Genomic DNA, 13003 nt, shown 5'->3' with positions numbered 1-13003 from the left:
AACTATGTTAATAAATTATGTTATTTGTATTTTAATTTAAAAAAAATTATCAAATTTTTATTAAATAAGTTAATTTATTAACATTGCTAATATAGGTTTATTAATTGGATAACAAAATTTTTAAATTAAAAAGGCTGAGAATGTAAATTCTCAGCCTTTTTAATTTTTAATAAATATCTTTTTTTAAGAAAGCATTCTAACCGCTCTTTTTACTCCGTTAACAAAAACATCTATTTCTTCTTTTGTATTGTAAAAAGAAAAAGAAGCTCTAACTGTGCCCGGAATTTTATAAAAATCCATAATAGGTTGTGCACAATGATGGCCTGTTCTTACCGCTATGCCAAGTTTATCTAAAATTGCACCAATATCATAAGGATGAATTTCTTTTACGTTAAAAGAGATTACAGCCGTTTTATTCGAAGTCTTTCCGTAAATTTTTAAACCTTCTATCTTTAACAGTTCTTCTGTTCCATAATTTAACAGCTCATCTTCGTAATTTGCTATATTTTTAAAACCTACAGAGTTCATGTAATCTATTGCAGTTCCAAAAGCAATACCACCACAAATGTTTGGTGTACCTGCCTCAAATTTATGAGGTAAACCAGCATAAGTAGTTTTTTCAAAAGAAACTGTAGCAATCATTTCTCCACCACCTTGATACGGAGGTAATTTTTCTAACCATTCTTCTTTACCATACAACATACCAACACCTGTTGGACCACAAAGTTTATGAGCAGATGCTACATAAAAATCAACATCTAAAGCTTGTACATCTGGTTTTATATGCGGTGTTGCTTGTGCACCATCAATTAAAACAGCTGCATTAAATTGATGCGCTTTGGCAATAATTTCTTCAATAGGATTTACAGTTCCTAAAGCATTAGAAACATGGTTACAAAAAACCAATTTTGTTTTTTGGTTTACTAAAGAATTGTATGTTTCCATGTTTAAAGAACCGTCTTCTAACATCGGGATTACCTTTAAGGTAGCACCTGTTTTTTCGCATAACATTTGCCATGGCACAATATTAGAATGATGTTCTAAAGCAGAAACGATAATTTCATCATCTTTTTCTAACAATGCAGAAAATCCAGAGGCAATCATATTAATACTGTGTGTTGTACCAGAAGTTAATATAATCTCGTATGTGTTTTTTGCATTAAAATGTTGCTGAATTTTAATTCTAGCTTCTTCATATTTGTCGGTAGCTTCTTGACTTAAAGTATGTACACCTCTATGAATATTAGCATTGTAGTTACTATAGTAATCTACAATAGTATCTATTACAACTTGTGGTGTTTGTGAAGTAGCTGCATTATCAAAATATACTAAAGGTTTTCCGTGTACAGTTCTTTTAAGAATTGGAAAGTCTTCTCGAATTTTATCAACATTTATCATAGAAAATATATTTACTACAAAGATAAAGCATGATTTTTTAAACTTGTAAAAAAGCGAATAAGATTTTCTTATTATACAACTTTAGAAACCAATTTTACTAAAAAACCAACTCCGTTTAGAATATTGGAAATTACATTTGCTTTTGCATTATTTGATAATGTAGCATTATTTATTTCTTTTAAAAGAGCCAAAGCATTGTTATTTGTTATTTTTACATAATCAAACTTACTTTTTTATGAAATTTCTAAAACGAACTCTACTTTTATTATCAGTAATACTAATTATAGTGGTAATTTATAATTATCCGAAGTTGAATATTTTGGCAGGCTACTCAGCAAAAAATACAGCATCTTCTGTATATCTTGGTGAAAGAACTTTAGAGTTTACAGATACAACAGATAATAATTTTTCTCCTGTAAATTTGGCTACAGATAAAGTAGATACATCTTCAAAATCTGCTACCTCATCTGCTTTTGGATTGTTAACTAGAAAAGCAATTTATAGAGAAGGTTTAGGTGCCGTTTTAACATTAAATAAAGAGGATGAAACTGCTACTTATTTAAAACCTGTTCGTTTAAAACCTGATAATAAAACAGCATTTCCTTATGGTAATGCAGAGCAAAAAGATACTGTTTTTGAAAATGTAAATTATAATAAAGTAACAAATGCTGTAAATAATATCTTCGGAAAAAACGATAATTCTAGAGCCGTAGTTGTTGTTTATAAAGATCAAATAATAGCAGAAAAATACGCTGATGGTTTTACAAAAGATTCAAGAATTTTAGGTTGGTCTATGACAAAGAGTATTATGAGCACTGTTTACGGTATTTTACAGAATCAAAATAAAATAAACATACAAGACAAAGCACCAATAGATTCTTGGCAAAAAGACGCTAGAAAAGACATTACGATTCATAATTTATTACAAATGAATTCTGGTTTAGAATGGGATGAGAATTATGATGAAATTTCTGATGCAACAAAAATGTTGTTTTTAGAAAGAGACATGACAAAAATGCAAGAAGAAAAACCTTTTGCTGGGAAACCAAATGCAACTTGGAATTATTCTTCTGGAACGTCTAATTTATTATCTAAAATTTTAAGAAAGCAATTTAATACACATCAAGAATATTTAGATTTTTGGTATTCAGATTTTATAGATAAAATTGGGATGAATTCTATGATTGTTGAAACAGATTTAGCCGGAAATTACGTAGCTTCTTCATACGCTTGGGCAACAGCAAGAGATTGGGCAAAATTCGGGCTTTTATACCTTAAAAATGGAAATTGGAACGGTGAAGAATTGTTTACTAAAGATTGGGTAGATTATGCTACCACACCAACGCCAACATCAAACGGAATTTATGGTGCTCAATTTTGGTTAAATTCAAATGGTGGTTATAAAGATGTACCAAAAAACATGTATTATGCAGATGGTTATCAAGGGCAAAGAGTTTATATTTTACCAGATGAAGAATTGGTAGTTGTTCGTTTTGGGTTATCTGGATTTCAAGAAAATAAATTTTTAAGCGAAATTATATCTGCAGTAAAATAAAAAAACCACTTATTTCTAAGTGGTTTTATATCTATTTTGTAAAAATGTTTTACTTTTTTCCTGAAATTAATCCTACCGCCAAGGCAACAACACCAATAGCAATAGTAATATAAGAACTTGTGTTGTCTTGTGCTTCTACCAAATCTAAATCTCCAATAGAAACTTGTGTTTCTGGCTGAATCATTGTGTAGATTCCGTAAATAGTTAAAATAAGTCCAACAATTAACAATACTGTTTTAATACTTTTATTCATAATAAATAATTTTTAGTGATTAGTCTGTTACAAAATTACAAACTAACTTAAGTTATTATGAATGCAAACGATACAGTGTTTGACTTATATACTATAAATCGAAACCTATTTTTACGTTTAATTTATTTGCAATTAATTTTGCAATACGTTGTTTAACTTCTGGTATTTTAACACTTTCTAAAACCGTATTTGCAAATGCAAACATTAATAATGCTTTTCCTTCTTTTTTAGGAATACCACGTTGTTGCATGTAAAACAAAGCTTCGTCATCTAATTGACCAATTGTACAACCATGAGAACACTTAACATCATCTGCAAAAATTTCTAGCTGAGGTTTAGCGTTAATTGTAGCTTTATCACTTACTAAAACATTATTATTTTGTTGATAAGCATTAGTTTTTTGAGCTTCTTTATTAACAATTACTTTTCCGTTGAAAACTCCTGTAGATCTTTCATCATAAATACCTTTGTAATCTTGATGAGACTCGCAATTAGGTTCTATATGATGTACCAATGTATGATGATCTACGTGTTGTTTACCTTCTAAAATAGTAATTCCTTTTAAGATAGAATCTATATGTTCTCCTCTCTGAAAAAAGTTTAAGTTATTTCTAGTAATGTTTCCACCAAAAGAAAATGTATGCACAGAAACAACAGAATTAGATTTTTGTTCTATATAAGAATTGTCTACTAAAGATGCGTTTAAATCATCATTCTGAATTTTATAAATATCTACAGTTGCATCTTTTGCTGCGTAAACTTCTGTAACCGAATTTGTTAAAACTGGGTTAGAAGTTAAACTTTGATGACGCTCTATAATTTGAACATGTGCATTTTGCTCTGCTACAATTAAATTTCTTGGTTGTAGCATGGTAGCAGCTTCTGTACCTGTTGTAAAATTTATAATTTGAATAGGTTTTTCTACTTCTACATTTTTAGGAATATAGATGTAAGCACCTTCGTTAGCAAAAGCAGTATTTAAAGAAGTTAAATTGTCTTCTTTTGCAATTTTGTTAAAATAATTATCTATTACAGTTTTGTATTTTGGTTTATTTAAAGCCGCAGACATTAAACAAACATCAAAAGTATCGTGTGTAGTTTCAGATAAAAAAGAACTGTATTTACCGTCTATAAAAACAAGTTTGTAAGCATCTATATCGTGTATAAAATACTTCTTAACATCAGATAATTGAATTGCATTATCTTTATTAGGAAACAAGCTGTAATCTTGCTTTAAAACAGAGTTTAAAGAAGTATATTTCCAAGCTTCTAGTTTTTTTGTAGGAAAACCTAACTCTTCGAATGTTTGAAGCGCTTTCGACCTAATATCGTGAATATCTGAATCTGTATCAACTTTATTTTCAAAAGCTACATACGATGATAATAATTTATCTTTTAATTCCATTTTTTCAGTTTTCAGTTTTTAGTTTCAGTATGCAGTTTTTAAACTGAATACTGCTACTGTAAACTTATTTACACCAATTCTTGTTTAATCCAATCGTAACCTTTTGCTTCTAACTCTAACGCTAAAGAAGCATCGCCACTTTTTACAATTTTACCGTCGTGTAAAACGTGTACAAAATCTGGTACGATATAATCTAATAAACGTTGGTAGTGTGTAATAACAATTACCGCGTTATCTTTAGATTTTAATTTATTTACACCGTTAGCAACAATACGCAAAGCATCAATATCTAAACCAGAATCTGTTTCATCTAAGATGGCTAATTTTGGCTCTAACATTGCCATTTGAAAGATTTCGTTACGTTTCTTTTCTCCTCCAGAAAAACCTTCGTTTAAAGAACGAGATAAAAATTTACGATCTATTTCTAATAATTCAGATTTCTCACGAATCATTTTTAACATGTCTTTTGCAGGCATGTCTTCTAAACCTTTTGCTTTTCTTGTTTCGTTAATAGCTGTTTTTATAAAGTTTGTAACAGAAACACCAGGAATTTCTACTGGATATTGAAAAGATAAAAACACACCATTATGTGCTCTTTCTTCTGGCGCAAGTTCACTAATATCTTCACCATCTAATTCGATAGAACCATTAGTAACTTCATAGTCTTCTTTACCTGCAATAATATTAGCCAAAGTACTTTTTCCTGCACCGTTTGGTCCCATAATTGCGTGAACTTCTCCTGCTTTTACTTCTAAATTCAATCCTTTTAAAATTGATTTATCGTCTATACTTGCTTGTAAATTTTCTATTTTTAACATCTTATTTATGCTATTGGCTTTTAGCTTTATGCTATCGGCATTATTTTTATAATTATATATTTTGTGATTGGTTGTTATTGATTAACCAACACTTCCTTCTAAAGAAATTTCTAGTAATTTTTGAGCTTCAACAGCAAATTCCATTGGTAATTTGTTTAAAACCTCTTTACTAAATCCGTTTACAATTAAAGCAATTGCTTTTTCTGTATCGATACCACGTTGGTTACAGTAAAATAATTGGTCTTCACCAATTTTACTAGTTGTAGCCTCGTGTTCTATTTGTGCAGATTTGTTTTTAGTTTCTATATAAGGAAAAGTGTGTGCACCACATTCGTTACCCATTAATAAAGAATCGCACTGAGAGAAATTACGAGCGTTTTCTGCTCTTGAATTTATCTGTACTAAACCTCTATAAGAGTTTTGAGATTTTCCTGCAGATATACCTTTAGAAATAATTGTAGACTTAGTGTTTTTACCTAAGTGAATCATTTTTGTACCAGTATCTGCTTGTTGATGGTTGTTTGTTACTGCAATCGAATAAAATTCGCCTACAGAATTGTTTCCTTTTAATACACAAGAAGGATATTTCCAAGTAACTGCAGAACCAGTTTCTACTTGTGTCCAAGAGATTTTTGCATTTGTTTCACACAAACCTCTTTTGGTTACAAAATTGTAAACACCACCTTTACCTTCTTTATTACCAGGATACCAGTTTTGCACTGTAGAGTATTTAATTTCTGCATCATCCATTGCAATTAATTCTACAACAGCTGCATGCAATTGGTTTTCATCTCTACTTGGCGCTGTACATCCTTCTAAATAAGAAACATAACTACCAGCATCTGCAACAACTAAGGTTCTTTCAAATTGTCCTGTTCCGCCTTCGTTAATTCTAAAATACGTAGACAATTCCATAGGGCATTTTACACCTTTAGGAATGTAGCAGAAAGATCCATCAGAAAAAACAGCCGAATTTAATGCTGCGTAAAAATTATCTTTAGTTGGTACAACAGTACCTAAATATTTTTTAACTAATTCTGGATGCTCTTGTATTGCTTCAGAAATTGGCATAAAAATAATTCCTTTTTCTGCAAGAGTTTCTTTAAAAGTTGTAGCTACAGAAACAGAATCCATTACAATATCTACTGCAACGTTAGCTAGTTTCTTTTGTTCATCTAAAGAGATTCCTAAACGCTTAAAAGTGTCTAACAACTCTGGGTCAACCTCGTCTAAAGAGTTTAATTTTGGTTTCTTTTTTGGTGCAGAATAGTATGCAATGTCTTGAAAATTTGGTTTTTCGTAATTTACATTAGCCCATTCTGGTTCTTCCATTTGTTCCCAAACTCTAAAAGCTTCTAATCGCCATTCGGTCATCCATTCTGGCTCATTTTTCTTTTTTGAGATTGCACGAACAACATCTTCATTTAAACCAACCGGAAATGTATCGCTTTCTATATTTGTATAAAACCCATACTTATATTCTTGGGTTTTTAATTCTTGTTCTAAATCTTCTTCGGTATACTTTGACATCTTTTTCTAAATTTTAAAGTGAAAAACTTTCTCCACAACCGCAAGTTCTATTTGCGTTAGGATTGTTAAAAACAAACCCTTTTCCGTTTAAACCACCAGAATATTCTAGAGTAGTTCCTACTAAATATAAAAAGCTTTTTTTGTCGACAATAATTTTAACGTCATTCTCTTCAAAAACTTTATCGTTTTCTTCTTTTTTATTATCAAAAGTTAAATCGTAAGATAAACCCGAACAACCACCACTTTTTACACCAACTCTTATATAGTCTGTTGCTGCATTAAAGCCGTCGTCTGTCATTAGTTCTACGACTTTCTTTTTTGCTGAGTCTGAAACTTTTATCATAATTTTAAATAGATTAAATCTAAACTGTCTGCAAATATACAATATAACTAGAAGAAAAACGAAGAAGTTGTATTATGAAACCTAATAAACCAATTGGTTTTATTGATTATTTTTGAAAGGTAGGATTGTTAACAAATTCGTAGTCTGTTAATGTAAGTAAAAAAGCCTTTAAGTCTGCTTTGTCTTTGGTTGTTAAATTAACGCCACCTTGGTTAATTTTTTTCATTAATGGATCTATTGTAGAAGATCTTTTTAACCCTTCTGAATAATGATTGATAACTTCGTCTAAAGTTGTAAATCTACCATCGTGCATATAAGGTGCGGTAAATGCTAAATTTCTGATAGACGGAGATTTAAATTTACCGTTATCATTAGGGTCTCCGGTGATTTTACCTAAGCCTAAATCAGTAAAATTTGTATCTAAACCATTGTTATGGAATTTATTATCTGTCCATAGCGGGTTGTTATTACTACCGTGGCAATGAAAACAATCACCTCTTTCTTCATCCATAAAAACATTAAAACCATTTGTTTCGCTTTCTGTTAATGTGGCTTCACCTTTTAAGTATTTATCAAATTTAGAATTGCCAGAAATCAATGTTCTTTCAAATTGAGCAATTGCTTTGGTAACAAGAGTAGAATCTATTTTTTCTGAACCAAAAGCTTGCAAAAACAAATTTCTATAGGTTTTGTTTTGATTTAATTTTTCTGCAATATTAACCCAGTTAGCGTGCATTTCTATAGGGTTTGTAACTGGTTCTAAAGCTTGAGTTTCTAAGCCAAATTCTTTACCATCCCAGGCAAAAAGTTCATCAAAATTCCATGCTAAATTAAATAGCGGCATTGTATTTCTTTTGCCAAAATTACCACTTACACCTCTACTAAATTGTTTGTTATCTGTAAAAGCTTTTGCTGGGTTATGGCAAGTAGCACAAGATTGTGAATTATCTCTCGAAAGTATCTTATCAAAAAAAAGTTTTTTACCTAAAGCAACACCTTCTATTGTTAACGAATTGTCTACAGGGATTATAGGAGCAATTAATTTATCAGAAAAAAGCTCTGGTATTTCTAAATTATATGCAATCGGTGTATATAAATCTTCTTCTTTAGATTCGCAATTCATCAAAAGTAAAAAAGAAAAATAGTACACGAAATAGGTTTTCATTTTGCTAATTTATTTTGCCTAAAGTAAACACAGATTTACCATTTTTGCTTATCATTTTTTGAGCTTCAAAATTTGGCATTAAAACGGTGTGTAGTTCATTTAAATTCCATGTATTTGGGTTTTTAAACCATTCTGAAACATCCATTTTAATTTCTATAGTTGTGTTTTTTACAATTTCTACAGTGCCCAAATCTACTTCAAAAGAAGTGTCTTCAAATTTTAAATCGTTTGGGTTTGTTCTGTCAACAGCCCTTATTGCATGAAAATTAAAACCAGTTTCTTCATCATTATTATTTAAAAATTTACCATCAAATTGCATGTAATGATAACCACCACCAAGCATTGCCGGAACATTAAAGTGTACAGAATTTAATAATTGATATTCACCATCTTTATTGTCTATGTTTTTTAAGCCAAATGTAAATTTAAGATTGTAAGTACCAGGTGAAATATCTGTTAAAGAAATATTTGTGCCAGAATTTTCGCCGAAGTCTATTAAAAACTGATTGTCGCCACCAACTAAACTTAGATTTGAAATTAAATAACGCAGCCTTTCGATACTTATTATTTCTCCGTTTTCTGTAGTAAATTTAAGTTCGTTTAATTCTTGATTTGTAATTTCTCTACCGTTCCAGTTGTGCGTAAAGTTTAGGGTTGTTATGATCTCTTCAGGAAAAACACAACAATCTTTTTCGTCTTTACAACCTGTTAAAAATAGTACAGAAACTAATACTAAGTAAGTAATTCTTTTTATCATAATTTAATTATTAGTGCGTCTGTAAAACCTTTGTTTTTTGGTATGTCTTTATCAAAACTATTCGACTCGCCAACAGCAATAATACTAGTATTATTTAATACTGTAATATCATATAAAAAATCGATTTTAGAACCGCCAAAGGTTTGTTGCCAAAGTAATTCGCCGGTATTATTTATTTTTATAATTAGCGCATCATTTTGCCCTTTGTTTTCAAAACCGTTATCTAAACTTCTAGAGCTTCCTGCAATTAAAAAACCGTTGTCTTTGGTTTTTGTAATTGCTCTGGCTACATCAAAATTTGTTGCGCCAATTGTTTTTTTCCAAATAAGATTACCATCTGTAGAAATTTTAAGAACCCAAATATCTGCTGCACCGTTATTTGTAGAAACATCTTTGTCATTACTTCTAGTGTCTCCAACAATTATAAAATTACCATCATTGGTTGTAGTGATTGCTCTTGCTTCATCTATTTCTGAGCCTCCAAAACTTTTTTCCCAAATAAGATTGCCAGAATTAGATATTTTAACAACCCAAAAATCATAAGTTCCTTTGTTATCAGAAATATTAAAATCGTTGCTATCGCTAGATCCCACAATTATAAAATCATTAGCATCGGTTTCGACTACTCCTAACGGAGTATCTGTAAAGCTACCACCAAAATATTTACTCCAAAGTAAATTACCAGAATTATCTGTTTTAATTGCCCAATAATCTCCGCCAGCATGCTTTATAGCGTTGGTTTTTGCATTTCCTTGTCCGTTAGATGCTGTAATGTCTAAAACACCAGTAATTAAGAATCCGTTATCTTTTGTTTCTAAAAGAGTTGTGCCGTAATCTAAACCTAAATATCCAAAGCTTTTTTCTGATATTAAAATGCCAGAACTTGATAGTTTTATAAACCAAAAATCTTGAGAACCAGCATTTACAGAAACATCTAAATCGTTACTTTTAGAATAACCTAGAATAGCAAATTCTCCGTTTTTTGTTTCTATAATATCGGCAGCTCTATCATCATCAGAACCACCAAATGTTTTTTGCCATTCTAGTTGATTATCCGAAGAAAATTTAGAGATAAAAAAATCGAATGAAGTGTTAGATTTATCTGTAATATCTAGATTATTACTTTGCGTATAACCTGCGGCAATAAAACCACCATCAGCTGTTTTTTCTACAGCGGTAAAAGCGTCGTTATTTGCACCGCCAATTGTTGTAATGCTTGTGTTGTTTACAACAATATTATCGTTAATAAACAGTCCGTCTTTTTCAGAGCAATTTAAAAAAAGTAAAAAGCAATATAATAGACAGATTTTTTTCATTTAAGTTTTACTTTTTCTGATAACAAATAAACCTCTGTTAATATCGCTGATAATGATGTTGCCAGATGGTAAATACGGATATACGTTCCAGGCTCCATTAAATGCAGTATTGTCGTTTTCTGGATAGGTATCAAAAAAACCGACTTCTGTAAAGCTTTTTGCATCGATATTAGAAATATCTATTATTCTAACACCTGCGGTATAACTTGCTTGAAAAAATAAATTGTCTTTTACATAACCGTTGTGATCTATAGCTGCTGTTGGGCCAGAATAATCGAAATGATGTTTTGGGTTGTCTAAATCTGTAAAATCGAAAACAATAGTTCTTGTATTTAAGCCTTTGTCTCTTTCATCTAGTTCGTCTCCTAAAATAAAATATCTAAAGTCTTCTGTAAACCAACCTTGGTGTGTGTATCCAATATTAGAATAACTAATAGAAGATATTTTAACAGGATTTTGTTTGTCTGTAACATCTGCAATTACAACTTCAGTTTCGTTACTTCCTATTAATATTTCTCTTCCAGAATAATCAGAATCTGGGCCGTTATAGGTTACGGCTTGCGCGTCGTGAGCATAATCTTCGAAACCACCTTCGTTTACTGGCTTAAAAGGATTGTTAATATTGATAAACAAAGGGCCACCTTTATACGTTGCACTTCTAGAAGTACCAACAGGATATGCATAACCTGTATCTTCATTAATAACAATATTATGTGCGCTACCAAAAGAAGTAAAATCTTTGTCTGCTGAAAATTCTACCGGAATGTTAACCAAACCTCTTAGGTTATTTAGGTTAAAAATTTGCATTCCGTGATTGTCTGCTTCACTAACAATAAATGCAAAATCGTTATAAACTTTTACATCTCGCCAAAGACTGTTTTCTGTTCTAGTTTTTAAAAAACCAATAATTTTTGCATCTGCCGGATTGGTAATATCTATAAACGAAGTTCCTTTATTGGTACAAACAATAGCATATTCGTTGTTTGTTACAGGATCTACCCAACCCCAAGAGTCGTTACCTTGTGTGTTTTCGCCTGCAATTTCATCTAAAGTAATGTGTGTAAGTAAATCGTAATCGTTGCAAGGAAATTCGCCTGCAAAACCGTCTTCACATTTTGCAATAGGATTTATAATGGTTTGTTTAACTTGATTTACAACCTCTTTTTTAGAACAACTAACTATAATTAAAACGAATATGAAAAAAGTTTTTTTTATCATTTTTAAATATTTATCAAGTAAAAACCTGCTTTAATTAGTATAACGTAATTATTATTTTTTAGTACATAAAAAGTACAAAATCAAAAATAGTGCTTTTATTTTTACTTCTCTGTTAAAGGAACTCTGTAATTTTTAAGAATGTAAGTATCTTTGCAGCATGTTAGAAGATAAAAATACCCAAAAAACATCATTAGCCGAACTTGGTGAGTTTGGTTTAATAAACCATATTACAAAATATTTTAAAGTAGAAAATGCCACAACAGTAAAAGCAATCGGAGACGATGCTGCTGTTTTAGATGCATCAGAAAAACAAACTTTAGTTACTACAGATTTGTTGATAGAAGGTGTGCATTTTGATTTAAGTTATATGCCTCTTAAACACTTGGGTTATAAGGCAATTATGGTTAATTTATCTGATGTGTATGCAATGAATGGTGTTGCAGAGCAAGTAACAGTTTCTATCGCAGTTTCTAACCGTTTTCCTTTAGAAGCAATAGAAGAGTTTTATGCAGGTATTCAGCTTGCATGCGATACTTATAAAGTAGATTTAATTGGTGGCGACACTACATCTTCTACCAAAGGAATTTTAATTTCTGTAACAGCTATTGGTAAAGCAAAAAAAGAGGATGTTGTGTATAGAAATGGCGCTAAAGAAACCGATTTAATAGTTGTTTCTGGCGATTTAGGTGCTGCATATTTAGGTTTGCAAGTTTTAGAAAGAGAAAAGCAAGTTTTTAAAGTAGATCCTAACAACCAACCAGATTTAGATAATTATACCTATTTAATTGAAAGACAATTAAAACCAGAAGCACGTAAAGATGTTGCTGGTATTTTAAAAGAATTAGAAGTAAAACCTACTGCTATGATCGATATTTCTGATGGACTTTCATCTGAAATTATGCACATTTGTTCACAGTCTAAAGTTGGATGTAAGATTTATGAAGACAAGTTACCTTTAGATCCTCAAGTTATTTCTGCTTGCGAAGAATTTGAACTAGATTCTACAATGGTTGCTTTAAGTGGAGGTGAAGATTATGAGCTGCTTTTTACAGTACCAATTGCAGATTTTGATAAGATAAAAGGAAATCCTAATTTTTCTATTGTTGGTCATATCATTGCAGAAAATCAAGGTTTAAATCTTGTAACAAGAGCAAATCAAGAAATTGAATTAAAAGCCCAAGGCTGGAATCCTTTAAAAGGAGAATAAAAATATTTTATAAAACAAAAAGGCACAAATTTAAAATT

The 13003-nt window shown here is 30.6% G+C and carries 12 protein-coding genes; 2 read left to right on the top strand and 10 right to left on the bottom strand.

From position 1 onward, the window contains the following. Positions 1-183: 183 nt before the first annotated feature. Positions 184-1398 carry an aminotransferase class V-fold PLP-dependent enzyme gene (locus BXQ17_RS10610; RefSeq protein ID WP_077810624.1) on the bottom strand — a complete coding sequence of 405 codons (1215 nt, stop codon included), beginning with the start codon at positions 1396-1398 and terminating at the stop codon, positions 184-186. 235 nt (positions 1399-1633) lie between these two features. On the opposite strand from BXQ17_RS10610, the gene BXQ17_RS10605 reads away from it, so the two are divergent. Further along, entirely contained in the window at positions 1634-2953 is a 1320-nt protein-coding gene (locus tag BXQ17_RS10605) for a serine hydrolase (protein ID WP_077810623.1), read from the top strand. A 49-nt stretch (positions 2954-3002) separates the two neighbouring features. Here the strand turns inward: BXQ17_RS10605 and BXQ17_RS10600 are convergent, their stop codons facing one another. The 9 genes from BXQ17_RS10600 to BXQ17_RS10560 form a co-directional block, all read right to left on the bottom strand. Continuing rightward, positions 3003-3206 carry a hypothetical protein gene (locus BXQ17_RS10600; protein WP_077810622.1) on the bottom strand — a complete coding sequence of 68 codons (204 nt, stop codon included), beginning with the start codon at positions 3204-3206 and terminating at the stop codon, positions 3003-3005. Between the two features lie 91 nt (positions 3207-3297). Next, positions 3298-4611 (bottom strand): Fe-S cluster assembly protein SufD, encoded by a 1314-nt coding sequence (gene sufD, locus BXQ17_RS10595; protein WP_077810621.1) that lies wholly within the window; start codon positions 4609-4611, stop codon positions 3298-3300. A gap of 68 nt (positions 4612-4679) precedes the next feature. Next, positions 4680-5429, bottom strand: coding sequence for a Fe-S cluster assembly ATPase SufC (gene sufC, locus BXQ17_RS10590; RefSeq protein WP_077810620.1), 750 nt, complete (start codon positions 5427-5429; stop codon positions 4680-4682). Between the two features lie 81 nt (positions 5430-5510). Then, a complete protein-coding gene (sufB, locus tag BXQ17_RS10585) occupies positions 5511-6959 on the bottom strand; it encodes a Fe-S cluster assembly protein SufB (protein ID WP_077810619.1) in 1449 nt (482 codons plus the stop codon). 13 nt (positions 6960-6972) lie between these two features. Further along, a complete protein-coding gene (locus BXQ17_RS10580; RefSeq protein ID WP_077810618.1) occupies positions 6973-7302 on the bottom strand; it encodes an iron-sulfur cluster assembly accessory protein in 330 nt (109 codons plus the stop codon). Between the two features lie 106 nt (positions 7303-7408). Next, positions 7409-8467: a cytochrome-c peroxidase gene (locus BXQ17_RS10575; RefSeq protein WP_368348238.1), complete on the bottom strand. Its 1059-nt coding sequence runs from the start codon at positions 8465-8467 to the stop codon at positions 7409-7411. A 4-nt stretch (positions 8468-8471) separates the two neighbouring features. Continuing rightward, positions 8472-9224 (bottom strand): MbnP family protein, encoded by a 753-nt coding sequence (locus BXQ17_RS10570; RefSeq protein ID WP_254712371.1) that lies wholly within the window; start codon positions 9222-9224, stop codon positions 8472-8474. Continuing rightward, positions 9221-10540: a hypothetical protein gene (locus BXQ17_RS10565; protein ID WP_077810616.1), complete on the bottom strand. Its 1320-nt coding sequence runs from the start codon at positions 10538-10540 to the stop codon at positions 9221-9223. Before BXQ17_RS10565 ends, BXQ17_RS10570 begins: the two co-directional genes overlap by 4 nt. Beyond that, entirely contained in the window at positions 10541-11758 is a 1218-nt protein-coding gene (locus BXQ17_RS10560; RefSeq protein WP_077810615.1) for a choice-of-anchor B family protein, read from the bottom strand. It lies immediately after the preceding gene. 157 nt (positions 11759-11915) lie between these two features. Here BXQ17_RS10560 and thiL point away from each other — a divergent pair, with 157 nt between their 5' ends. Continuing rightward, positions 11916-12965 (top strand): thiamine-phosphate kinase, encoded by a 1050-nt coding sequence (gene thiL, locus BXQ17_RS10555; protein ID WP_077810614.1) that lies wholly within the window; start codon positions 11916-11918, stop codon positions 12963-12965. The last annotated feature ends 38 nt before the right edge of the window (positions 12966-13003 follow it).

It is taken from the genome of Polaribacter sp. BM10, from assembly GCF_002005425.1.
Lineage (GTDB): Bacteria > Bacteroidota > Bacteroidia > Flavobacteriales > Flavobacteriaceae > Polaribacter > Polaribacter marinaquae.
This window is presented reverse-complemented; position numbering and strand designations above follow the sequence as displayed.

Bases quoted from the DNA above. Each gene is read 5' to 3' on its own strand.
- BXQ17_RS10565 (WP_077810616.1), bottom strand. From the start codon at position 10,540: ATGAAAAAAATCTGTCTATTATATTGCTTTTTACTTTTTTTAAATTGC.
- BXQ17_RS10600 (WP_077810622.1), bottom strand. From the start codon at position 3,206: ATGAATAAAAGTATTAAAACAGTATTGTTAATTGTTGGACTTATTTTA.
- BXQ17_RS10580 (WP_077810618.1), bottom strand. From the start codon at position 7,302: ATGATAAAAGTTTCAGACTCAGCAAAAAAGAAAGTCGTAGAACTAATG.
- sufD (WP_077810621.1), bottom strand. From the start codon at position 4,611: ATGGAATTAAAAGATAAATTATTATCATCGTATGTAGCTTTTGAAAAT.
- BXQ17_RS10605 (WP_077810623.1), top strand. From the start codon at position 1,634: ATGAAATTTCTAAAACGAACTCTACTTTTATTATCAGTAATACTAATT.
- thiL (WP_077810614.1), top strand. From the start codon at position 11,916: ATGTTAGAAGATAAAAATACCCAAAAAACATCATTAGCCGAACTTGGT.
- sufB (WP_077810619.1), bottom strand. From the start codon at position 6,959: ATGTCAAAGTATACCGAAGAAGATTTAGAACAAGAATTAAAAACCCAA.
- BXQ17_RS10610 (WP_077810624.1), bottom strand. From the start codon at position 1,398: ATGATAAATGTTGATAAAATTCGAGAAGACTTTCCAATTCTTAAAAGA.
- BXQ17_RS10570 (WP_254712371.1), bottom strand. From the start codon at position 9,224: ATGATAAAAAGAATTACTTACTTAGTATTAGTTTCTGTACTATTTTTA.
- BXQ17_RS10560 (WP_077810615.1), bottom strand. From the start codon at position 11,758: ATGATAAAAAAAACTTTTTTCATATTCGTTTTAATTATAGTTAGTTGT.
- sufC (WP_077810620.1), bottom strand. From the start codon at position 5,429: ATGTTAAAAATAGAAAATTTACAAGCAAGTATAGACGATAAATCAATT.
- BXQ17_RS10575 (WP_368348238.1), bottom strand. From the start codon at position 8,467: ATGAAAACCTATTTCGTGTACTATTTTTCTTTTTTACTTTTGATGAAT.